Raw genomic sequence first — 23,094 nt, forward strand, 5'->3', positions numbered from 1 at the left:
CACACCACACGGGGGTGAGTCATGGCACGAGGCGAGCACCACAAGATCCATGCGCAGGACCGGACGCAGCGGCATCGCGTCCTCGTCGCCCAGGAGGCGGCGCGCCTGATGAGCGAGCATGGCATTCGTGACTTCCACCACGCGAAGCTGAAGGCGGCGGAGCGGCTCGGTATCGTCGACACCCAGGCCCTTCCGCGTAACAACGAGATCGAAGACGCGTTGCGCGAACACCAGCGCATCTTCCAGGCCGATACGCAGCCACAGGCCTTGCGGGCACGTCGCGAGGCAGCCATCGAGGCGATGCGGTTCCTGCGCGGGTTCGACGCACGACTGGTCGGCGCGGTGCTCGAAGGCACGGCGGACGAGCACTCGGCCGTCTGCCTGCACCTGTTCAGCGATGACCCTGAAGCGCCCGTGTTGTTCCTGCAGGAACAGGGCATTCCGCTGGAGACCCAGACCCGCCGGCTGCGCTGGTCCAACAACGAACAGAGCGAACATCCGGTACTGCTGTTCGGTGCGGACGGTATCCCGTTCGACCTGACCGTGCTGCCTCTGGACGCGCTGCGCCAGGCGCCGCTGGACCGTGTCGACGAACGCCCGATGCGCCGCGCCACCGCGTCGATGGTGCAGAACCTGCTGGCGGAAGAGGACGTAGCCGCTTACAACGCGGCCATGTAGGAGCGCGCCCCGCGCGCGAAAAGCCAACAGGGCGGTGACGGGGTACCGCTTCATCGCTCCGTTGGCTTTTCGCGCGCGGAGCGCGCTCCTACCGCGCTAAAAAAAACCCCGCTTTCGCGGGGTTTCTTTTTTAGCGCTTGTCGTTCGGAATGTAATCGCGAACGTCGGCACCGGTGTAGATCTGACGCGGGCGGCCGATGCGGGCCCCCGGGGTTTCGTGCTGCTCGATCCAGTGGGAGATCCAGCCCGATGTACGCGCGATGGCGAACATCACGGTGAACATCTCGGTCGGGATGCCCAGCGCCTTGTAGATGATGCCCGAGTAGAAGTCGACGTTCGGATAGAGCTTGCGCTCCACGAAGTAGTCGTCCTTCAGCGCGGCTTCTTCCAGCTTCATGGCGACGTCGAGCAGCGGATCGTTGACACCGAGCTCTTCGAGCACCTTGTGGCACATCTCGCGGATGATCTTGGCGCGCGGATCGAAGTTCTTGTAGACGCGGTGACCGAAGCCCATCAGACGGAAGGAGTCGTTCTTGTCCTTCGCGCGCTTGACCGCGGTCTCGACCTTGTCGGCGGTACCGATTTCTTCGAGCTGCTTGAGCACGGCTTCGTTGGCGCCACCGTGCGCCGGACCCCAGAGCGCGGTGATGCCGGCGGCAACGGACGCGTACGGGTTGGCACCGGTCGAACCGACCAGACGGACCGTCGAGGTCGACGCGTTCTGCTCGTGATCGGCGTGCAGGATGAAGAGCAGGTCGAGCGCCTTGGCGACCACCGGGTTCAGTTCGAGCGGCTCGCTCGGCACTTCGAACATGGTGTGCAGGAAGCGGGTGACGTACTCGAGGTTGTTGCGCGGGTAGCGCGTCGGCCAGCCGATCGAATGACGGTAGATAGCGGCCGAAATGGTCGGCATCTTGGCGATCAGACGGATGGCGGCGAGCTTGCGGTCTTCCGGGTTATCGACATCGAGCTTGTCGTGATAGAACGCCGACAGCGACGCGATCGACGCGGCCAGCATGGCCATCGGATGCGCGTTGTGATGGAAACCCTTGAGGAAGTCCTTAAGGTTCTCGTGCATCATCGAATGATGCGTGACCTCACCGGAGAACTTCTCGAACTCCGGCTTCGTCGGCAGTTCGCCGTTGAGCAGCAGGTACGAGGTCTCGAGGAAGGTGGACTTCTCGGCCAGCTGCTCGATCGGGTAGCCGCGGTACAACAGGACACCCTTGTCGCCGTCGATGTACGTAATGGCGCTCTTGGTGCTGGCGGTGCTGCCGTAACCCGGATCGTACGTGAAGTAACCGGTGTCCTTGTACAGCGTGCCGATGTCGACGCACTCGGCGCCGAGCGTGCCGCCGATGACCGGCAGTTCGCTCACGGGCTTGTTGGATTCATCGACCAATTTGACGGTTTTGGCGTCGGACACGGCGAGCTCCTCTGTGCTTGTTCCCGCCGCTCCACGCAATGGAACGACGTAGCAATGGTTGGAATAACGGCACCCTGGGGAAGGTCCCGTACCGGCCGCAACCCGCGACCGAAGTTCCCCATTATCACACAGCGACGATTCAAACGTCCGTTAGGCCCGCGTGTAAATCGCACACGCAAAAAGACACGGGGCAAGCCATGGGCTCGCCCCGTGTCCTCTATCCTCGCGACACGCCACCCCGCAGGCGGCGCGCGGATGGTGCGGTCTTACTTCTGACCGTAGCGCTGACGGAACTTGTCGACGCGACCGCCGATGTCCAGCGTCTTCTGCTTACCGGTATAGAACGGGTGCGAGTGGCTCGAGATATCGAGCTTGATGACCGGGTACTCGTTACCGTCTTCCCACTTGACGGTCTCCTTGGAGGACATCGTCGAACGCGTCAGGAACGCGAAATCGGACGAAAGGTCCTGGAAGACCACCGACTGGTACTTCGGATGAATGTTCTCTTTCATGGCTTGAACCTGAGAAATAGCGGGGTGAAAAGAGCGGCATTGTAGCCCGGGGTCCGGGGTCGTGCAAGCCGGGACCCCGGGCGGGATCTCACACGGCGCCCAGTGCGCCCGCGATCAGCTCGCCGAAGCGGGCCTGGTCGACCTCGAGCACGATGCGGGCGTTCGGCTTGCCGCCGAGACGGCCATGCCAGTCGACCACGGTAGCGCCGCGCGTGAGGCGCCCGTCGAGCTCGATGGCGACGTGGCGGGTTTCGGCGCGCACGATCATGGCGGGATCCAGTGCCACGGCCATGGCCAGCGCGTCGGCCGCGATGAACCCGGTACGCTCGTGCTCGGCGTTGAAGCGGCGGGCCGTCGCGAAAATTTTCTCGAAGAACGAGGCGCGCTTATCGCCGGAGGCGACCCAGCGTTCGTAGACCTCGTCGGGGAAGGCGTGACGGACGGTCGCCTCCCAGTCCACCAGATCGAAGTGCTCGAATGCCTCGAAGACGACGTGCGCCGCCTCGGGATCGAATCCGATATTGAACTCGGCGGGAATCTTCCCCGTGTTGCCGTGACCGGTGACGGCGCCGCCCATGATGACCAGGCGCTTCACGCGCGCAGGCAGCGTCGGGTCCAGACGCACGGCCAGAGCCAGGTTCGTCAGGGGACCCAGTGCGACGAGCGTGAGCTCGTCCGGACGTTCCCGGGTCAGGCGGATCAGGGCGAGCGCGGCGTGCTCGGCCTCCGCGACATGCTGGGGCTCAGGAAAGCCGACATCGCCAAAGCCATCGGCGCCGTGGACGAACGCGGCGTCCTCATCGGGTGCACGCACCAGCGGGGACGGGCATCCGCCGAACACGGGCGTCGTCGCTCCGATCAGTTCGACCAGCGTACGGGCGTTACGCACCGTATGACCGAGGCCTACGTTGCCCGCGGCAACCGTCAGGGCGGCGACATCGGTATGCGCGTGCGCCATGAGGATCGCCAGCGCGTCATCCACGCCGGGGTCGGTGTCGATCAGCAACGGAAGTCGGGTCATCGGTTATCGGTCCGTGGACGGCCGGACAGCATACCGCCGGCCGGGCCCTTCAGACAGCCTGCGACGCGATCTCGGCCGTACCGAACTCGAAGCCGAGCTCCGACGCGACCTGGCTCACGCCAGCGAGCACCCGTCTGAGCGACGGGGTACGGGTCGCGATGCGCGAACGGAGATCGAGCGTGCAGGTAAGTCCCGCCTGGAGCAGATCCGCATGGGCCAGGTGCAGCGTATCCGCCTGCGACTGGGTCAGCAGCCCCTGCTCGCGCAGCACGTCGATCAGGCTGCTGCTGGCTGGCGTATCCAGAATGGGCGGACAGCTGGCGGCGTGCGCAAGCACCATGCCCTGCAGGATGAACTCGATGTCGATCAGCGCACCCACGCCCTGCTTCAGGTCCACCTGTTCGGCATCCGACCGGTCGCGCTCGCCGCGCCAGCGAGTCCGCATGGCGCTGACTTCAGCGAACACCCGGACACCGTCCCGCTGCGTCGCAAGAATCTCCCGACGGATCTCCGCCAGCTGGCCACCCACGCGCGCGTCGCCGGCAACCGGACGAGCCCGCAAGAGCGCCTGATGCTCCCAGGTCCAGGCGCGATCGCGCTGATAGGCCTCGAAGGCATCCACGCTGGCGACCAGCAACCCCTTCGAACCGTCCGGCCGCAGACGCGTGTCGACATCGTAGAGCTTGCCGGCATGCGTCTGCGCGCTCAGCCAGTGCATGACACGCTGGGCGAGACGCTGATACCACCGGGTGCCATCGACCGGACGCGGGCCATCGCTCATCGCATTGGCGCGCTTGCCGTCATAGACGAAGACAAGATCGAGATCGGAGGCGAAGCCCAGCTCTTCACCGCCCAGGCTGCCGTAGCCGAGCACGGCGAAGCCGCTGCCCTCCCCGGGAAGGCGCCCGTGCTGAGCGGTCAGTTCGCGCGTGGCGAGCGCCAGCACCGCGGCGACCACCGCCTCGGCCAGTCCGGCGAGACGACGCGCCGTGGCGGTCGCGTCGGCACGACCGTCGTTGAAAGCGAGACCCAGCCGGAAGGCGATACTGGAACGGAATTCATTGATGCGCTCGAGTTCGTGCTCGGCGTCGCGCTCGTCGAGCGTGCCCAGCGAGCGGGCCATCTCCACCGCGATGTCCGCGCGCTTCAGCGGCAGCTGATCGATGCGCGGATCGAGCACGTCGTCGAGCAACAGCGGCTGCGCAATCACCCGCTCGGCAAGGAACGCGCTGTCCGCAAAGACCGTGGCGACACGACGGCGCGCACTGGGCTGCTCGTCGAGCAGCGCGAGATACGACGAACGGCGCGCGACGGCCTGCACCAGGCGCAGCATGCGCAACAGACTCGATGCCGGCGACGCACTGCTGCGGGCGGCACCGATCAGCTGCGGCATGAGCCGCTGCAGGCGCTCGGACGAACGTGCCGACATCGACCGCACCGATGCCGCACGAGGCAACTTGATCAGCTCCGACGCCACGTCCTGTCCGGACCGGAAACCGGAGGCTTCCATCGTCGCCGCCACCAGCGATTCGTCCCGCGCGGCCTCCCACAACTCCACGTCGGCGGCGGGCGCGACGGCTTTTCCGCCTGCCTGCGGCACCAGCACCGCGGCGAATTCCGCCGAGACCGCGTCGCGGTGACGAGTCAGGACTTCGGCCAGCGCATCCCACGACGGGTAGTTCAGACCCAGCGCCAGGCGCTCGCGCGACAGCTCGTCGTCCGGAATATCGTGCGTCTGCGCGTCGCGCAACATCTGCACACGATTCTCCAGAAGGCGCAGGAAGAGGTAAGCCTCGCGCAACAGCTTCGCGCGCGCCTTGGGGATATAGCCCTTTGCCTCGCACGCCCGCAGGGCGGGAAGCAGTCCCCGCACGCGAAGGGCCGGGTCGCGACCGCCGCGAATCATCTGGGTGAGCTGCACCACGAATTCGATTTCGCGAATACCACCGGGACCCAGCTTCAGGTTGCCGGCAAGGTCTTTCCTCGCCACCTCCGCATCGATCAGCGACTTCATCTCGCGCAGCCCGGCGAACGCCGTGTAATCGAGATAGCGCCGGTAAACGAACGGCCGCAGCATGTCCTGCAATTCGCGACCGGCCGTGCGATCGCCCGCCACCGGTCGCGCCTTGATCCACGCGTAGCGTTCCCAGTCACGGCCTTCGCGCTGGTAGTACTGCTCCATGGCGGCGAAAGGCAACGCCAGCCGCCCGGCGTTGCCGAACGGACGCAATCGCAGGTCGACACGGGCACAGATGCCGTCGACCGTCGGCTCGGCCAGCAGCCGTACGAGCTGTCGCGTTTCCCGAATGAAATACTCGCCATTGTCGAGTGGACGCGAGCCGTCGGTCTCACCTCCGGAAACGTAGGCGAGCACGAGGTCGATATCCGAGGAGAAATTGAGTTCGTTGCCCCCCAGCTTGCCGAAGCCGATCACGACCATGCGCTGTTCGACACCGGCCGCATCGCGTGGGCGACCGAAGCGCGCATGCAACGAGTGCTCCGACCAGCGCAGGGCGGCCGACAGCAGCGTTTCATACAGCGCGCTCGTCGACGACAAAGTGTCATCGACATCGTCGAGCCCATTGACGTCGCGAAACACGATACGCAGCGCCTCCGCGTGCCGGAAACGGCGCAGCATCGCCATACAGCGATCTTCGTCGGCGGGCAGATCGAGCGAGGTGGCGCGCGTGCTCGCATCGGCATTGCCGCGCAGTCGCTCCAGTCCCGCTGGCGCAAGCAACTCGGGCTGACGTCGCAGGACATCGAAAGCGAAGTCCGAGGCGAGAAGCGTGCGGCGGATACGCTCGGCGACGCCCGCGTCATCGTGCAGGGGGATGCGTGCGGCGCGACACGCCGCCATCACGTCGGCGTAACGGTGGTCGATCAGGGCGCGGAGCTCGGGACTTTCGCGCGGTGTTGGCGTGGAAGCGTTCATGAGGCGGTCATTGTGCCCGAGACGAGGCCTGTGGCGGCCGGGTGAGAGGATTCAGATTTTTCTTACGAATCATGACCTTTTTTCGTCGCGACATGGCGCATCCGCCTGACAACCGGTTCATGTCCGTTGCGTTACAGTCCCTACCCCCTCGCTGACAGGGGCGTGACAAGAGGACGTTATGACTGTCAATTCAACGCGTTGGCGTAACATCGCCGGACGGGTCGCCTTGCCGCTCCTGCTCGCGGTCGCGTTCGTTCTCTATACCGGGTTCCTCGATGGGAATCCCGGCGTCGCCAGCAGTGCCTGGGCCGACCGCCCTTGGCACCTGTTCGCCAACGCCTTGCCGGGGCTCATGCTCGCCTTTCTGCTTCTGGTGCTGACCCGACGGGCATGGCTGTCGTTCGGCGTCGCGTTCATGGTGCAGGGCGCCGTGCTCGCGGTGAGCGCCATCAAGATGAAGAATCTCGGCTCGCCATTGTTACCTGCGGATTTCCGCATGGTGGGTCAGCTGAAGAATGGTGGCCTGCACCTGCTAGGCGGCTACCTGCCCTCGAGCCCCCTGCCGTATCTCGCGATCCTCGGCACCATCGGCCTCATCGCGATCGTCGCCCGGTTCGAGCCGGCGCTGTTCGCGCGCCGCACGCACGGGCGTCGACTGATCACCGGGCTTACCCTTTTTGCATTGATCGGCACGCTACTCGCGGGCGTTCCCGCGTGGTCGAAGATGTACAACAAGGACCGGCTTGGCATGCAGCCGTGGTCGGCCGCGTCCAACGCGGGCTACAACGGCGTCGTGACCACGATCATGCAGTTCCGCCTGCAGAACGCGGGCAAGAAGGAGAAAGCGGATCCCGCCGAGGCCGAGCAATTCATTGCCGCGACCGGCGGCGACCTGCGCCAGCACATGGCGGAGGCCGCCACCAATGGCCGGCAAACGCCTGATATCGTGATCGTGCAGAGCGAGTCCTTCTTCGACCCCAGCGTGATCAGGGGCATCGAGCAGGAGGACTTTGCGCCCAACCTGCATCGCCTGGCCGAGCATGCCAGCACGGGCCAGCTGCACGTACCGACCTTTGGCGGCGGAACCATCCGCACCGAATTCGAAGTCCTGACCGGCTTGTCGCTGCGCTACTTCCCGACCATGCAATTCCCGTATCTGCAGATGCAGGCCGGTGTCATGCCGGGCATGGTCCGCGTACTGCGCTCGCACGGCTACGAAACCATCGCCGTGCATGGCAACGACGCCGGCTTCTGGAACCGCACGGCCGCCTTCAGATCGCTGGGTTTCGATCGCTTCGTTTCGCAGCCCGATTTCCCGAAGGGCTTCCGCAAAGACGGCGAATACATGGCCGACAGCGCCATGACCGACGAAATCATGAGCCAGCTGAAGAATGACGGGCCGCCCCGGTTCGTCTTCGCCATCAGCATGGAAGCACATGGGCCCTACGACAAATCGGTGAACATCGACACGAAGGAGCGCGACGCCATTCCCGTGCCGGATGGCATCAGCGATGATGCCAAGCTGCAGCTGCGCAATTACATCTATCACATGCGTCACGCGGACGCCGAGCTCGGACGCCTCGCCGAGCTCCTGAAGCAGCGCGAGCGTCCGACGCTCCTGCTGTTTTACGGCGACCACCTGCCCGCATTGACCGAGACTTACGCCAAGGCCGGCTTCACCAACGGTCGCGACATGCTGACCCAGACCGTGCCGTACATCCTGATCGACGCACACGAGGACGGCCCCGCTCCGGTAAAGACCGATCTGGCATCGTGGATGCTGCCGGGGAAACTGCTGGAACAGGCGGGCGTGCATGACGATGCCTACTTTGCGCTGACGCAGGTCGTCGGTGGACAACTGGCGGCCCTGACACACGCACCCGATGCGAGGGAAGCGCCTGAAGACGCCGGCCTGAAATTCACCGACACCTCGATGCGCAACGTCGCGATGCTGCGCATGAAGCGGAAACTCGATCCACTGGTGGCGAAATACGCGCAGCCCGATCCGAACCTGGTCGCTCGTCAGCCCGGTGAAGCCGAAGAAGCCGCGGCGTCCGGTGCGGGACAGTAGGCCGCGGTCAAAGGTTTCGTGCGCAAAAATGGCATACGTAGCTATTTGTCATTCAAATAGCGCCTGCGTCACAAAATACCTGTCACCGCACTGTTAGCGTGGCTCTGCACTCGTCGTAGTGCAAAGGAGCCTGGGGGACGCACGTCGATCATCCGGTCGTCGGCACATGGACGATATCCTTCCAACGCAGGAGTCGTACGCATGAAGAGGTTCGCTTCAATCGGCAGGGTTGTGGCGCGCGCGGGCATCATCGCGGCCATGTTCTCCGTAACGCTGAGCGCCAGCGCGGCGGATACGTCGCAGGCAGCGCCCGCGCTTCAACTCACCCGCGTCGGCGCCATGCCGGCCACCGCGAAGCCCGCGGGCGTTCCGGACGATTACGTCGTCACACCCAATGGTTATTTTTCACCCGACTGCGTCGCCACCGTGCACGCAGGCGACCAGCTCCAGAAAAACGGTCTGATTAAACGTGCCTCGGGCACGACGGAGAAAGCCGCTACCTGCGGCAAGGCCAATTTCACGTTACAGGGCGAGCGCGTCGAAGCGGACGGCCGCCATACCCTAAGGTCCGCGGCGACGCCGCCACCGGCGCAGAGCGGCTGGGTGCAGTCGGCGAACTATGCGAGCAGCACGCCGATCGGTCGCATCGTGGCCACGTGGACGGTGCCCAGTGCGCCGACGACGCAAAGCGACCAGGTGATCTATTTCTTCCCCGGCCTGGAACAGTTGCCCAACGTACAGTCCATCCTTCAGCCCGTGCTTGGCTGGAATGGTTACGGCGACAAGGCGTGGACGCTGGCGAGCTGGAACTGCTGTGTCGACGGCACGACGTTCCACAGCGATCCGATACCGGCAAGCGCGGGTGACAACGTCGTGGGCGATACGTACTCCACATGCGCGGCGGGCGAAGCCTGTTCGACGTGGAAGATCGACTCGCGCAACACGACCACGGGCCAGACCAGCTCGCTGACGACCAATCCGTATGCGGATCTGACCTGGGTCTTTGGTGGTGTGCTCGAGGTGTACAGCGTCGCGACGTGCGGGCAGTATCCCGGAGGACCGATCACCTTCCATGACATCGAGGTCTACGACCGCAACAACCAGCGCGTGGCGTCACCGCCGTGGCAGGGTAGCGATACGTCGGGCATCGATCCGCAGTGCAATTACGGACTGAGCACGACACCGACATCGGCGACCATCGCGTACTGAACCGCCAACGGCGCTGACTCACATCGAAGCAAAAAAAGAGGCCCCGCAAGCGGGGCCTCTTTTATACAGCAAGCCGGAAGGCGAGGACTTAGAAGTCCATGCCACCCATGCCGCCCATGCCACCCGGGGCACCGTGGCCGGCGCCGTCGTCCTTCTTCGGCACTTCGGTCACGGCCGCTTCGGTCGTGATGATCGAGCCGGCGACCGACGCCGCGAACTGCAGGGCCGAACGCGTGACCTTGGTCGGGTCCAGGATGCCGAAGGCGATCATGTCACCGAACTCACCGGTGGCGGCGTTGTAACCGAAGTTACCTTCACCGGCCTTGACCTGGTTGACGATGACCGACGCTTCTTCACCGGCGTTGGTGACGATGGCGCGCAACGGAGCCTCGAGCGTGCGACGGGTGATCGCGATGCCGAGATCCTGGTCCGTGTTCTTGCCCTTGAGGCCTTCGAGCGCCTTGAGTGCACGGATCAGGGCGACGCCGCCGCCCGGGACCACGCCTTCTTCGACGGCTGCGCGCGTGGCGTGCAGGGCGTCTTCGACGCGGGCCTTCTTTTCCTTCATCTCGACTTCCGTCGCAGCGCCGACCTTGATGACGGCAACACCGCCGGCAAGCTTGGCGACGCGCTCCTGCAGCTTCTCACGGTCGTAGTCCGACGAGGTCTCTTCGATCTGCGCCTTGATCTGCTTGATGCGCGACTGGATGCCTTCGGCATCGCCGGCACCGTCGATGATCGTGGTGTTTTCCTTCGTGATCACGACGCGCTTGGCGCGACCCAGATCGTTGATGGTGGCCTTGTCCAGAGCCAGACCCACTTCCTCGGAGATGACCGTGCCGCCCGTCAGCTGGGCGATGTCTTCCAGGATGGCCTTGCGACGATCGCCGAAGCCCGGCGCCTTGACGGCGGCGACCTTGACGATGCCACGGATCGTGTTGACGACGAGCGTGGCCAGGGCTTCGCCCTCGACTTCCTCGGCGACGATCAGCAGCGGCTTGGCGGCCTTGGCGACAGCCTCGAGCACCGGGAGCAGCTCACGGACGTTCGAGATCTTCTTGTCGTGGATGAGGATGAACGGGTCGTCCAGCTCGACCTGCTGCGACTGCTGGTTGTTGATGAAGTACGGCGACAGGTAGCCGCGATCGAACTGCATGCCTTCGACGACGTCGAGTTCGTTCTCGAGGCCCGAACCTTCTTCGACCGTGATCACGCCTTCCTTGCCGACCTTGCCCATCGCCGTGGCGATGATGTCACCGATGTTGGCATCGGAGTTGGCCGAGATCGTACCGACCTGGGCGATCGCCTTGTCGTCGGCGGTCGGGTTGGACAGCTTCTTCAGCTCGCCGACGGCGGCCGAGACGGCCTGGTCGATACCGCGCTTGAGGTCCATCGGGTTGATGCCGGCGGCAACGGCCTTGAGGCCTTCCTGGATGAACGCCTGGGCGAGCACGGTCGCGGTCGTGGTGCCGTCACCGGCCACGTCGGAGGTCTTCGAGGCGGCTTCCTTCACGATCTGCGCGCCGATGTTCTCGTACTTGTCGGCGAGCTCGATTTCCTTGGCGACCGAGACGCCGTCCTTGGTGACGGTCGGGACGCCGAAGCTCTTCTCGAGCACGACGTTGCGGCCCTTCGGGCCCAGGGTGACCTTCACCGCGTTGGCGAGGGTGTTGACACCCTTCAGCATGCGGGCGCGGACGTCTTCGCCGAAGCGGACTTCTTTAGATGCCATGATCGTTGAATCCTTGAATAGTTAGGTAGAGGGAGTCGGGAGAACGGGGCGAGCCGGGGCTCAGCCTTCCAGAACCGCCACGATGTCGTCTTCCTTCAGGAAGACCAGCTCTTCGCCGTCGACCTTGATTTCCTGACCGGCGTACTTGCCGAACAGGACCACGTCGCCTTCCTTCACGCCCATGGGGCGGAGCTGGCCGCTGGCGAGCAGCAGGCCGGTACCGGCGGCGATGACCTTGCCGCGGGTGGGCTTCTCGGTGGCGCTGTCGGGGATGACGATGCCACCGGCCGAGACGCGCTCTTCTTCGAGACGCTTGACGATGACGCGATCGTGCAGCGGGCGCAGTTTGCTCATGACTTCTCCAAACATGTGTTTGACGGGAAAGGAATTTAGGCCACCCTGTTAGCACTTGCCCAGGGTGAGTGCCAGAATTTTAGCCAGAACAGCCCCGGGATCGGAAGAACTATCTGGATGGTCGACAGATGGCGGCGGCGGCGGACCGTTCAAGGGCCGCGGTGCAAAAAAGCATCCGGCGCCGATGCAAGCCAGCTGGAGTTTGCCCGGTCATAATGACCAACGCCTTACTGGAGAGCCCCATGTCGCCGCTATCCCGCCTCGCGCGGAACCTCGTCGCCTCCCTCGGCCTGTTGCTCGCCGTTTCCCCGGCCTTCGCGCAGGATCCCGAAGACGACCTGCTGCCGGTCACCCAGGCCTTCCATCTCACCTCCGACGCGAGCCAGCCCGGTTCGGTCAGGCTGCACTGGACCATCGCGCCCGACTATTACCTCTACCGCGGCCGGATCAGGATCAAGGCGGCGGACGCCGGCGCCACGCTGGGCCAGCCGACCCTCCCGGACGGTCTCAAAAAGCACGACGAATACCTCGGCGACGTGGAGATCTACCACGGCGAGATCGAGGCGACCGTGCCCTATACGCTCGCCGACGCCGCGACGAAGACGCTCGCGCTCGACGTCCAGTACCAGGGCTGCCACGAGGTCGAGCCGAAGATCTGCTACCCGCCGAACACCGAGCACCTGACGCTCACGATCGGTGGCCCGCCGACCATCCCGGCCGCGGCACCCGCCAGCGCGCCGCCAGCCGCTGCCGGCGGCGCTTCGCTGCTGGGCGCACAGGCTTCGCTGCCGGGTACCGAAACCCAGGCACTGCCCGCCGATCAGGCCTTCCGTTTCGAGGCGCTGGTCAAGGGCGGCGACAGCCTGCTGTTGCGCTGGACGATGCCGAAGGACTATTACCTCTACCGCGACAAGACCGAGATCAAGGTGGTCTCGCCGGCCGGCGTCAGCGCGGGCGAGCCCGACTGGCCGAGTGGCACGGCCCACCACGATGAGCACTTCGGCGACACCATCGTCTATTTCGACCAGGTCGAAGTGCCGGTGCCGCTTGCGGGCGCGGGCAAGAGCGGCAAGGTCGATGTCGACGTGGCCTATCAGGGCTGCCTCGAGAACGGCATCTGCTACCCGGTGATGACCCGCCGGGTGAGCGTCGATCTCGCCACCCACGCGGCCACGATCGGCGGCGCCACCGAGGCGCCTCCGGCCAGCGCCCCGGCCGAAGTGGCGCCCACCCCGCCGCCAGCCGGCCTGACGCCCGCCGCCTCCGATGCGCCGGTCGGCTTCATCGCCGCGATCGGACTCGCCCTGCTGGGCGGCCTGGTGCTCAACCTCATGCCCTGCGTCCTGCCCGTGCTGTCGCTGAAGGCGATCACGGTGCTGGAGAGTGGCGAAAGCCCCGCTGCCGCGCGCAAGCACGCGCTCTGGTACACCGCCGGCGTGCTCGTCGCCTTCGCCGCGCTCGGCGTGATCATCGTCGGCATCCGTGCCGCCGGCCACGGGATCCAGTGGGGCGCCCAGTTCCAGCAGCCGGTCGCCATCGGCCTGCTGGTCTACGTCATGCTCGCCGTGGGCCTGTCGATGTCGGGCGTGTTCGAGATCGGCGGTTCGCTGGGCAACATCGGCAGCGGCCTCGCCTCGCGCTCCGGCGCCTCGGGCGATTTCTTCACGGGCGTGCTGGCCGTGGTGGTCGCCAGCCCGTGCACCGCGCCGTTCATGGGTTCGGCTATCGCCTTCGCCTTCGCGGCCCCCGTGGCGATCGCCTTCCTGATCTTCCTGGCACTCGGCCTGGGCCTCGCCCTGCCCTTCCTGCTCATCGGCTTCGTGCCGGCCGTCGCCCGCCTGCTGCCACGCCCCGGCCGCTGGATGGAAACGCTGAAGCAGGCACTGGCCTTCCCGATGTACCTCACCGCGGTGTGGCTGTTGTGGGTACTGACCAAGCAGCGTGGCGCCGACGCGACGGCGCTGGTGCTGGCAGGCGGCGTGCTGCTGGCGATGGCGCTGTGGTGGTACGGCCGCAGCCGTCGTAGCGCGCTTTCATGGGTCTTCACCGCCGTGCTGGCTGTCGGCGCCATGGCCGCGCTGTGGACGGTACATGGCCTTCCCGCAGCGACGACCACCGCCACGGCCAGCGACGGCTCGGTGCCTTACTCGGCCGACAAGCTCGCGGAACTTCGTGCCGCGGGCACGCCGGTACTGGTCGACATGACCGCCGACTGGTGCATCACCTGCAAGGCCAACGAAAAGGCCGTGCTGGACACCGACGCGTTCAGGGACCTGCTCAAGCGCACGGGCACCGTCTACATGAAGGGTGACTGGACCGACGTCAATGCGCCCATCGCCGCGTATCTGGAGCAGTTCCACTCGGTAGGCGTGCCGTTGTACGTCGTCTATCCGAAGGGTGGCGGCGACGGCAAAAAGCTGTCCACCGTCCTGACTTACGACGGCGTGGCGAAGGCGCTCGATACCGCGTCGGGCTCGTGACACGCGGCCCGACCTTCTGGATCGTGGCCCTGGCGATCGCCGGGGCAACGGTCGGCCTGTATGTCGAGCACCGCCGCGCCAATCCGTCGCCCCCGGACGGGATGACGGTGGCCGAGGTGGGCGATGTGGTGCCCGACGTCACCTACGTCGCTATCGACGGCACGCCTCATCGCCTGTCCGAATGGCGAGGCAGACGCGTGCTGATCAACTTCTGGGCTTCGTGGTGCGCCCCTTGCCGGCGTGAGATGCCACTCCTGAGCGCCGCCTCGGACCGCGACCATGGTCGCAAGGTCGCCATCCTGGGCGTGGCCGAGGACACCGCCGCCGATGCGGCACGCTATCTCGCCGAGCGCCCGGTGAACTACCCCGTGCTGCTGGTCGACAGCGACGCCCCCGGCAGCTCGCTCTCCTTCGGCAATACGCGGCGGGCTCTGCCCTACAGCATCCTCATCGGCGACGACGGGCGTATCCTGCGGCGCAAACTCGGCGGCTTCAGCGCGGCCGAGATCGACGAATGGCTTGCGCCTTAGATCTCCCGGAGAACTCCACCATGGATGCCCCGCTTTCAGACGACCAGGCGATCGATGCGACCCGTCGCTGGCTCGAACGTGCCGTCATCGGCCTCAATCTGTGCCCGTTCGCCAAGGCCGTGCACAGGAAGGGCCAGATCCGCTTCGTCGTCAGCGAGGCGGAGCAACCCCTGCAACTGCATGACGATCTGGTGCGGGAACTCAAACGCCTGCGGGACAGCGATCCGGAGACGATCGACACCACGCTGCTGATTCACCCGCGCGTCCTCGGCGACTTCATGGACTTCAACGAATTCCTGGAGATCGCCGACGAAACGGTGGCCGAGCTCTCGCTGGACGGCGAGATCCAGGTAGCCAGCTTTCATCCGGACTTTCAGTTCGAAGGTACCGCACCGGACGACATCACCAATTACACCAACCGGTCGCCGTTCCCGACCCTGCACCTGCTGCGCGAAGCCAGCATCGACCGGGCGGTCGCCGCGTTTCCGGAGGCGGCCAGTATTTTCGAGGCCAACATGGCCACGCTGGACAAGCTGGGGCACGACGGATGGCGGGCATTGTTCCCCGAGCCCTAGCCAACACCATACGGGAGCGTGTGGAAAGTCGCGATCTCCAGCGAACTGCGTCGATCTTCACCGAACTGGACAAGTCCGGGGGACAGGCGCACACTGCGCGGCGTTCCGGATTTCCGGACCTACGGCACAGGTGAAGCGTGGCCAGGATCCTTGTCCTTCATGGACCCAACCTCAATCTCCTCGGCGTTCGCGAGCCGTCGGTCTACGGGCGCGAGACGCTCGCCGACATCAACAGCTCGCTGCAGGGCCGCGCACAGGCGGCCGGGCACGACCTGAGCTGGTTCCAGTCCAATGCCGAGCATGAGCTGATCGCCCGGGTGCATCAGGCCCGCGACGAAGGCGTGGCCTGGATCCTGATCAACCCCGCCGCCTTCACGCATACCTCGATCGCCCTGCGCGACGCGCTGGCCGGCGTGGCGATCCCGTTCATCGAGATCCACCTGTCCAATCCGCACGCGCGTGAAGCGTTCCGGCACCATTCCTATGTGTCCGATATCGCCGCGGGCGTGATCTGCGGTTTCGGCGGCGACAGCTACCGCCTGGCGCTCGAAGCCGCACTTCTCCGGCTGGCCGTACCCGCCGCCTGAATTCCCCTTCGCGGCGCGCCAGACGGCGCCCGCACCTCCACCACCGACTAAGGGTTGCCCCATGGACCTGCGCAAGATCAAGAAGCTCATCGACCTGCTCGAGGAATCCAACCTCGCCGAGCTGGAAATCAAGGAAGGCGAAGAAGTCGTCCGTCTGTCCCGCGTGCCGAAGGGCACCGCCGTCGCCCAGCCGATGTATGCGGCGCCGGCTCCGGCGGCCGCCGCTCCCGCGGCAGCGGCACCGGCCGCGGCTGCCTCGGCACCCGCGGCGGCGCCCGCCGAGTCCGGCCTTCCGGCCGGTCACGTGGTGAAGGCTCCCATGGTCGGCACGTTCTACTCCGCTTCGACCCCGGGCGCACCGGCGTTCGCCGTCGTCGGCCAGCAGGTCAAGGCCGGTGAGACGCTCGGCATCATCGAAGCCATGAAGATGTTCAACCAGATCGAGGCCGATGTGGCCGGTACCGTCGTCGCCGTGCTGATCGAGAACGGTCAGCCGGTCGAATTCGACGAACCGATGTTCGTCATCGCCTGAGGCCAGACCCATGCTCGAGAAGGTCGTCATCGCTAACCGCGGCGAAATCGCGCTGCGCGTGCTGCGCGCATGCCACGCGCTCGGCATCAAGACGGTCGCGGTGCACTCCACCGTGGACCGCAATCTGAAGCACGTCGGCCTGGCCGACGAATCGGTGTGCATCGGCCCGGGTCCCTCGGTCGACAGCTACCTCAACATCCCGCGCATCATCGCCGCGGCCGAGATCACCGACGCCGCCGCCATCCACCCGGGTTACGGCTTCCTCTCGGAGAACGCGAATTTCGCCGAGCAGGTCGAGGAGTCCGGTTTCGTCTTCATCGGCCCCACGGCCGACGTCATCCGCCTGATGGGTGACAAGGTCGAGGCGATCCGTGCCATGAAGGCCGCCGGCGTGCCGTGCGTGCCGGGTTCGGGCGGCCCACTGGGCGACGATGTCGAAGAAAACATCCGCATCGCCCGTGAGATCGGCTATCCCGTCATCATCAAGGCGGCCGGCGGCGGCGGCGGTCGCGGCATGCGCGTCGTGCGCACCGAACCGCACCTTGCCAGCTCCATCGTGATGACCAAGCAGGAAGCCAAGGCGGCTTTCAGCAACGATCAGGTCTACATGGAGAAGTTCCTGGAAAATCCGCGCCACGTGGAAATCCAGGTACTCGCCGATGGCCAGGGCAACGCCATCCACCTCGGCGAACGCGACTGCTCCATGCAGCGCCGTCACCAGAAGGTCGTGGAAGAGGCGCCGGCACCGGGCATCACGCCGGAGATGCGCGCCGAGATCGGCAAGGTCTGCGTCGACGCCTGCCTCCGCATCGGTTACCGCGGCGCGGGTACGTTCGAGTTCCTGTTCGAGAACGGCCGCTTCTACTTCATCGAGATGAACACCCGTATCCAGGTGGAGCATCCGGTGACGGAACTGGTGACCGGCATCGACCTGGTCCGCGAACAGCTGCTGATCGCCGGCGGTGAGAAGCTCTCGATCCGTCAGGAAGACATCGTGCTCACCGGCCACGCCATCGAGTGCCGTGTGAACGCGGAAGATCCCGACACCTTCATGCCGAGCCCCGGCACGGTGAAGCGTTTCGAGGCCCCGGGTGGCCCCGGCGTGCGCGTGGACACTCACCTGTACGACGGCTACCGCATCCCGCCGAACTACGACTCGATGATCGGCAAGATCATCGTGCACGGTCCGGACCGTGCCACCGCCATCGCACGTATGCGCATGGCGCTGAACGAGACGGTGATCGAGGGCGTGAAGTGCAACATCCCGCTGCAGCAGCGGATCATGGCCGACATCGGCTTCCAGCAGGGTGGGCAGAACATCCACTACCTGGAAAAACGCATGGCGGAACAGAAAGAAACGCCGCCAGCCGCGTAAAAAAAAGAACCCCGCCTCGAGCGGGGTTTTTTTCAATGAGGCATCGCGCCCCGTTCAGACCAGCGGTCCGATCTCACAAAGCGGCGTTCCGGCGCTTACGCCTTGCGTCGCCCACTGATCCGTACCCAGTCCTCCAGCGTGCGCACGTCGAGATCGTCGAACCACTCCGCGTAACGCGTGAGCAGTTCCTCGTGCTGCCCGATCAGGATGCCCGACAGCGCGAACGGCGCACCCGGCTTCACGGCGGCGGCAAAGACCGGCGCCAGCTCGCCGAGCGGACCGGCGAGGATATTCGCCACCAGCACATCGGCGAGTTCGGCAGGCGCCTCACCCGGGAGATAGACGGCCAGATCGTCGCGCACCTCGTTACGTTCCGCGTTGTCGTGCGACGACACGATCGCCTGCGGGTCGTTGTCGATACCGACCGCGCGCGCCGCGCCAAGCTTCAGCGCGGCAATGGCGAGAATCCCCGAGCCGCAGCCATAGTCGAGCACCAGCTTGCCGGCCATCTGCTGGCCGTCCAGCCACTCCAGACACATCGCCGTCGTCGGATGCGTACCGGTGCCGAAGGCGAGGCCGGGATCGAGGCGAACGACCACGATGTCGCCGTCGGCGGGCGGATCGATGTTCGACGGGTAGACCCAGAGGCGGCGGCCGAACGGCATCGGCTTGAAGTCATCCATCCAGACACGCGTCCAGTCCTGATCGCCCACGTCGCGCCACACGATCTGCGCGGGTTCGATGAAGGGGAGGTCGTCGGCAATGGCGGCGGTGAGACCGCGCCGATCGGCTTCCGCGTCGAACAACGCGTTGAGCACGATCTGGTTCCACAGCGGAAGCTCACCGACGCCCGGCTCGAAGATCGCTTCTTCGTCGGGAGTTTCGGCATCGGCGTCCTGCAGGGTGATCGACAGCGCGCCGAGGTCTTCGAGCGCGGCTTCGACACGCGGCTGTTCGGCGGCGCGGATCGTCAGGGAGAGTTCGAGCCAGGGCATCGGAGGGCCAGATCGTTGGTCGGGAAGACGATTCTACCGGGCGCGCACGTTATGATCGAACGATGTATACGCAGTGTCCCGAGTGCCTGACTGTCTACAAGCTGGAAGCCGAGACGCTCGTCCCGGCGTGCGGCTGCGTGCGTTGCAGCCACTGCGACACGGTTTTCAACGCGCTGGGTACCCTCGCCGCGCAACTCCCGCCCGAGCCGTTCACCCGCCTTGCGGAGCACGCGCTCGACCAGACGCCGCCGCTGGCCGAGGTGGCGGTCTTCCGTCCGCGTCCGGTTATCGACGAACCGCCCGCGGAAGACGATGCGCCCGTCGGCGATGACTCCGGGGCCGCCGAAGATTTTTCGAAGCTCACCTTCACCCCCCGGTTTGCGAGGAAGCGCCGGCGGTCCTGGCACACGGCGGCGTGGACCGTGGTGTGCGTGGCCTTGCTGCTCGGCCTGGGCGCGCAGCTGGCCTGGGCGAAGCGCGACTCCCTGATCGCCGATCCCACCGTAGGCCCGGTGCTTGCCGCCGGCTGCGCCATGGTCGGCTGTCACCTGCCGCTGGTCCCGGCGCCGTCACAGCTGCGCCTGATGGCGCGCGATGTGGAGCAGCATCCCTCCGTACGCGACGGCCTCCTGATCACCGCCAGCGTGCGCAACGATGCGTCGTTCGCGCAGCCCTACCCCGTGGTCACCATCGTACTGTCCGACGCTGACGGGCAGCGCCTGGCGATGCGGCGTTTCCAGCCCGAGGACTATGTCGGCGACACGGGCGTGCGCGAGCGGGGCCTGCCGGGCGGCGCGACCACCGCCATGGTCTTCGAGGTGCAAGACCCGGGCCAGCGGGCGGTCGCTTTCGCCTTCTCGTTCGAATGAGCGTGCGAAAAAATTTCTTTTTGCAAGCCTGCACTTCCCGGTCCGGGACGAGTACACTCGGTTCCCTTCGCGACTCCAGACCCCGTTCACGGCGTGTCCAAGTCGCATTCCAAGCGACCATACCGAATAAGAACCGACCGGGGCCCTGCGTCCCGGCCTGTGAGAGGGGAATGCCTTGAACGCTGTGAGACTTGCTGCTGGTGAGGCCGCCAACGAGACCTCCATGCAGAGTGCCCTCAGCGAATGTGTCAGCCGTACGGTTCGTCGCTATCTCGCCGACATCGGTGACACCGAAGGCGGCGAAGGCCTCCACGCCCTGGTCATCCGCGAAGTCGAAGGCCCCCTCCTGCGCGAAGTGCTCGCCTTCCACGATGGCAACCAGAGCCGTGCCGCGGTCGCTCTCGGCATCAACCGTGCCACCCTGCGCAAGAAGCTGGCCGCCCACGGCATTTCCTGAGGCAATCCGTCCCGGGGCCGCACGGACGTCCGGGCGGCTATAATGGAGCGCTTTCCGCCCCGGAAGTGCCCATGTCCACGCCCGACCTCGTTCCCGTCCGCCGCGCGCTCGTCAGCGTTTCCGACAAGCAGGGCCTGACGGAACTCGCCCGCCGCCTCGCGGCCGCGAACATCGAAATCCTTTCCACCGGCGGCTCGGCGAAGGCGCTGCGCGACGCGGGCATCCCCGTGCGGGACGTCGGCGACCTCACCGGCTTCCCCGAAATCATGGCCGGCCGCGTGAAGACGCTGCACCCGCGTGTGCATGGCGGCCTGCTGGGACGTCGCGGTACCGACGACGCCGTCATGGCCGAGCATGGCATCCTGCCGATCGATCTTCTCGTGCTCAACCTGTACCCGTTCGAGCGCACCGTGGCCGATCCCGCGTGCTCGCTGGACGATGCGATCGAAAATATCGATATCGGCGGACCGGCCATGCTTCGCGCCGCCGCGAAGAACTGGAACGACGTCGGCGTACTGACCGATCCGGCGCAGTACGACGACGCGCTCGCGGAAATCGAAGGCAAGGGTGGCCTGTCGCGCGCCACACGATTCAAGCTGTCCGTCGCCGCGTTCAATCGCGTATCGAACTACGACGCGGCGATCAGCGACTACCTCTCAGGCGTTTCGCTTGACGGCACGCACACCGCGGTCTCCTCGCGCGCGGAATTTCCGGAGCAGTCCAACGGACGCTTCGTGAAGGTGATGGATCTTCGCTACGGCGAGAATCCCCATCAGGCCGGCGCGTTCTATCGCGACCTGTATCCGGCAGCGGGCACGCTCGCGACGTTCCGCCAGTTGCAGGGCAAGGAACTCTCGTTCAACAACATCGCCGACGCCGATGCGGCGTGGGAATGCGTGCGCCAGTTCGACGCCCCCGCCTGCGTCATCGTCAAGCATGCCAATCCCTGCGGCGTCGCCGTCGCGGCGGACCCGCTCGCCGCCTACGAACTCGCCTACGCGACCGACCCGACCTCGGCGTTCGGCGGCATCATCGCCTTCAACCGCCCGCTCGACGCGGAGACCGCGAAGGTCATCCTCAAGCGCCAGTTCGTCGAAGTGCTGATCGCACCGTCCGTGGATGCGGGCGCGGTGGAAGAAGCCACGAAGAAAGCCAACGTGCGCGTGCTGGAAATTCCGCCCGGTGACGGTCGCAATACGCACGACATCAAGCGCGTGGGCTCCGGCCTGCTGGTGCAGACGGCCGATCATCGTCAGGTGCAGCGCGACGAACTCAAGGTCGTCAGCAAACGCCAGCCCAGCGCCGCCGAACTCGACGATCTCCTGTTCGCCTGGCGCGTCGCCAAGATGGTCAAGTCGAACGCGATCGTCTACGCGAAGGACAACCGCACGGTCGGCATCGGCGCGGGCCAGATGAGCCGCGTGGTGAGCGCGAAGATCGCAGGCCTCAAGGCCGAAGAAGCAGGCCTCGTCGTGCCGGGCAGCGCAATGGCGTCGGATGCGTTCTTCCCGTTCCGCGACGGCATCGACGCGGCGGCCGCCGCCGGTATTCGTGCGGTGATCCAGCCGGGCGGATCGATGCGCGATAACGAAGTGATCGCCGCGGCGGATGAGCACGATATGGCGATGGTGTTTACCGGCGTTCGCCACTTCAGGCACTGAGGTCGCGTGCTTTCGCCAGCAACGCTGGCTCCTGCAGGGAACCCGTTACCTTGTAGGAGCCAGCCCTGCCGGCGATTCAACCCGTCGCATCGCATAACGTCGCGCCAGCACCGCACACGTCATCAGCTGGATCTGATGAAACAGCATGATCGGCAATACGATCAGTCCCAGCGGATGCCCGGCGAACAACACCTTCGCCATCGGCACGCCCGAGGCCAGGCTCTTCTTTGAGCCGCAGAACACGATCGTGATCTCATCCTCCGTCGCAAAGCCCAATGCTCGCGCACCGTAACGCGTGACCAGCAGCGCGCAGGCCAGCAGCACGATATTCACCACGATCAGGCCGGCGAGCACCGGCACCGGCAACTGATGCCAGAGCCCCTGCAACACGGCGGCACTGAAAGCCGTATACACCACGAGCAGGATCGATCCGCGGTCGACGTAAGTCAGCAGCTTCGCGTGTTTGCGTACCCAGCCGCCGATCCAGCGCTGCGCGATCTGGCCGGCGACGAAGGGCACGAACAGTTGCATGACGATGGCGCCCACCGAGTGCCACGACAGGCCGCCCTGCCCGGTACCCGCGATCATCAGGCCAACCAGCAACGGCGTGATGAAGATACCCAGCAGGCTCGATGCCGACGCCGATACGATCGCGGCCGGCACATTGCCGCGCGCGATCGACGTGAATGCGATGGACGACTGCACCGTCGAGGGAAGGGTGCACAGAAACAGGATGCCCAGGTACAGATCGGGTGAGACCAGCGGCGACAGTACCGGCTTCAATACCAGGCCGAGCAGCGGGAACAGCAGGAAGGTGCTGGCCAGCACCGTGAGGTGCAGCCGCCAGTTGGTCATCCCGGCGACCACGGCCTCACGCGACAGCTTCGCGCCGTGCAGGAAGAACAACAGGGCGATGGCGAGGTCGGTGACCACCTCGAAGACGGCGGCGGCCTCGCCCCTGCAAGGCAGCAGGCTGGCCAGCAGGACAGTGGCGATCAGCGAAAGGGTGAAACCATCGGGAAGAAAGCGGCGCATGGGGGCGACACAGGGGCAGCGGGAATGGCACCTATTGCAGCCTCAACCGGTTGATAAGGC

Annotated in this window: 20 protein-coding genes; 12 read left to right on the forward strand and 8 right to left on the reverse strand. The window is 65.7% G+C overall.

The window, feature by feature from the left end; genetic code table 11:
- The first annotated feature begins 21 nt into the window (after positions 1 to 21).
- Positions 22 to 678, forward strand: a complete 657-nt coding sequence (locus tag J2X57_RS05765) for a hypothetical protein (RefSeq protein WP_043696081.1) — start codon at positions 22 to 24, stop codon at positions 676 to 678.
- A gap of 130 nt (positions 679 to 808) precedes the next feature.
- Here J2X57_RS05765 and J2X57_RS05770 read toward each other — a convergent pair whose 3' ends face one another.
- The 4 genes from J2X57_RS05770 to glnE form a co-directional block, all read right to left on the reverse strand.
- The gene (locus J2X57_RS05770) at positions 809 to 2,104 is read right to left on the reverse strand and encodes a citrate synthase (protein WP_036110144.1); all 1,296 of its coding nucleotides are present in this window, start codon (positions 2,102 to 2,104) and stop codon (positions 809 to 811) included.
- Between the two features lie 266 nt (positions 2,105 to 2,370).
- Positions 2,371 to 2,616, reverse strand: coding sequence for a type B 50S ribosomal protein L31 (locus J2X57_RS05775; protein WP_036110142.1), 246 nt, complete (start codon positions 2,614 to 2,616; stop codon positions 2,371 to 2,373).
- An 88-nt stretch (positions 2,617 to 2,704) separates the two neighbouring features.
- Positions 2,705 to 3,637 carry a nucleoside hydrolase gene (locus J2X57_RS05780; protein WP_309864821.1) on the reverse strand — a complete coding sequence of 311 codons (933 nt, stop codon included), beginning with the start codon at positions 3,635 to 3,637 and terminating at the stop codon, positions 2,705 to 2,707.
- A 49-nt stretch (positions 3,638 to 3,686) separates the two neighbouring features.
- The gene (gene glnE, locus J2X57_RS05785) at positions 3,687 to 6,572 is read right to left on the reverse strand and encodes a bifunctional [glutamate--ammonia ligase]-adenylyl-L-tyrosine phosphorylase/[glutamate--ammonia-ligase] adenylyltransferase (RefSeq protein WP_309864822.1); all 2,886 of its coding nucleotides are present in this window, start codon (positions 6,570 to 6,572) and stop codon (positions 3,687 to 3,689) included.
- Between the two features lie 178 nt (positions 6,573 to 6,750).
- Here glnE and J2X57_RS05790 point away from each other — a divergent pair, with 178 nt between their 5' ends.
- Together J2X57_RS05790 and J2X57_RS05795 are read left to right on the forward strand one after the other, a co-directional pair.
- Entirely contained in the window at positions 6,751 to 8,643 is a 1,893-nt protein-coding gene (locus J2X57_RS05790) for an LTA synthase family protein (protein WP_309864824.1), read from the forward strand.
- A gap of 201 nt (positions 8,644 to 8,844) precedes the next feature.
- Positions 8,845 to 9,852 (forward strand): hypothetical protein, encoded by a 1,008-nt coding sequence (locus J2X57_RS05795; RefSeq protein WP_036110132.1) that lies wholly within the window; start codon positions 8,845 to 8,847, stop codon positions 9,850 to 9,852.
- Positions 9,853 to 9,940: 88 nt separating this feature from the next.
- Here the strand turns inward: J2X57_RS05795 and groL are convergent, their stop codons facing one another.
- Positions 9,941 to 11,584: a chaperonin GroEL gene (groL, locus tag J2X57_RS05800; RefSeq protein WP_036110129.1), complete on the reverse strand. Its 1,644-nt coding sequence runs from the start codon at positions 11,582 to 11,584 to the stop codon at positions 9,941 to 9,943.
- A 60-nt stretch (positions 11,585 to 11,644) separates the two neighbouring features.
- Entirely contained in the window at positions 11,645 to 11,938 is a 294-nt protein-coding gene (locus J2X57_RS05805) for a co-chaperone GroES (protein ID WP_036110126.1), read from the reverse strand.
- A gap of 242 nt (positions 11,939 to 12,180) precedes the next feature.
- Here J2X57_RS05805 and J2X57_RS05810 point away from each other — a divergent pair, with 242 nt between their 5' ends.
- The 6 genes from J2X57_RS05810 to accC all read left to right on the forward strand — a co-directional run bounded on the left by J2X57_RS05810 (position 12,181) and on the right by accC (position 18,017).
- On the forward strand, positions 12,181 to 14,418 hold the full coding sequence (locus J2X57_RS05810) for a protein-disulfide reductase DsbD (protein ID WP_309864828.1): 2,238 nt from the start codon (positions 12,181 to 12,183) through the stop codon (positions 14,416 to 14,418).
- Positions 14,415 to 14,948, forward strand: a complete 534-nt coding sequence (locus tag J2X57_RS05815; RefSeq protein WP_309864830.1) for a redoxin family protein — start codon at positions 14,415 to 14,417, stop codon at positions 14,946 to 14,948. Before J2X57_RS05810 ends, J2X57_RS05815 begins: the two co-directional genes overlap by 4 nt.
- Positions 14,949 to 14,968: 20 nt before the next feature.
- Positions 14,969 to 15,523, forward strand: coding sequence for a DUF1415 domain-containing protein (locus J2X57_RS05820; RefSeq protein WP_079520375.1), 555 nt, complete (start codon positions 14,969 to 14,971; stop codon positions 15,521 to 15,523).
- A gap of 137 nt (positions 15,524 to 15,660) precedes the next feature.
- On the forward strand, positions 15,661 to 16,110 hold the full coding sequence (gene aroQ, locus J2X57_RS05825) for a type II 3-dehydroquinate dehydratase (protein ID WP_036110114.1): 450 nt from the start codon (positions 15,661 to 15,663) through the stop codon (positions 16,108 to 16,110).
- Between the two features lie 61 nt (positions 16,111 to 16,171).
- Positions 16,172 to 16,642, forward strand: a complete 471-nt coding sequence (gene accB, locus J2X57_RS05830) for an acetyl-CoA carboxylase biotin carboxyl carrier protein (RefSeq protein ID WP_036110111.1) — start codon at positions 16,172 to 16,174, stop codon at positions 16,640 to 16,642.
- A gap of 10 nt (positions 16,643 to 16,652) precedes the next feature.
- Positions 16,653 to 18,017: an acetyl-CoA carboxylase biotin carboxylase subunit gene (gene accC, locus J2X57_RS05835; RefSeq protein ID WP_036110106.1), complete on the forward strand. Its 1,365-nt coding sequence runs from the start codon at positions 16,653 to 16,655 to the stop codon at positions 18,015 to 18,017.
- 95 nt (positions 18,018 to 18,112) lie between these two features.
- Here the strand turns inward: accC and prmA are convergent, their stop codons facing one another.
- Entirely contained in the window at positions 18,113 to 19,012 is a 900-nt protein-coding gene (gene prmA / locus J2X57_RS05840) for a 50S ribosomal protein L11 methyltransferase (protein ID WP_036110103.1), read from the reverse strand.
- Between the two features lie 62 nt (positions 19,013 to 19,074).
- Here prmA and J2X57_RS05845 point away from each other — a divergent pair, with 62 nt between their 5' ends.
- The 3 genes from J2X57_RS05845 to purH all read left to right on the forward strand — a co-directional run bounded on the left by J2X57_RS05845 (position 19,075) and on the right by purH (position 21,999).
- Positions 19,075 to 19,881 (forward strand): zinc-ribbon and DUF3426 domain-containing protein, encoded by an 807-nt coding sequence (locus tag J2X57_RS05845; protein WP_309864835.1) that lies wholly within the window; start codon positions 19,075 to 19,077, stop codon positions 19,879 to 19,881.
- A gap of 223 nt (positions 19,882 to 20,104) precedes the next feature.
- Positions 20,105 to 20,338, forward strand: coding sequence for a helix-turn-helix domain-containing protein (locus J2X57_RS05850; protein ID WP_051943271.1), 234 nt, complete (start codon positions 20,105 to 20,107; stop codon positions 20,336 to 20,338).
- A 71-nt stretch (positions 20,339 to 20,409) separates the two neighbouring features.
- The gene (gene purH / locus J2X57_RS05855) at positions 20,410 to 21,999 is read left to right on the forward strand and encodes a bifunctional phosphoribosylaminoimidazolecarboxamide formyltransferase/IMP cyclohydrolase (RefSeq protein ID WP_308846155.1); all 1,590 of its coding nucleotides are present in this window, start codon (positions 20,410 to 20,412) and stop codon (positions 21,997 to 21,999) included.
- Positions 22,000 to 22,044: 45 nt separating this feature from the next.
- Here the strand turns inward: purH and J2X57_RS05860 are convergent, their stop codons facing one another.
- The gene (locus J2X57_RS05860; protein WP_043696105.1) at positions 22,045 to 23,034 is read right to left on the reverse strand and encodes a bile acid:sodium symporter family protein; all 990 of its coding nucleotides are present in this window, start codon (positions 23,032 to 23,034) and stop codon (positions 22,045 to 22,047) included.
- Between the last annotated feature and the right edge of the window lie 60 nt (positions 23,035 to 23,094).

It is taken from the genome of Luteibacter sp. 1214, from assembly GCF_031455395.1.
Classification (GTDB): domain Bacteria; phylum Pseudomonadota; class Gammaproteobacteria; order Xanthomonadales; family Rhodanobacteraceae; genus Luteibacter; species Luteibacter mycovicinus.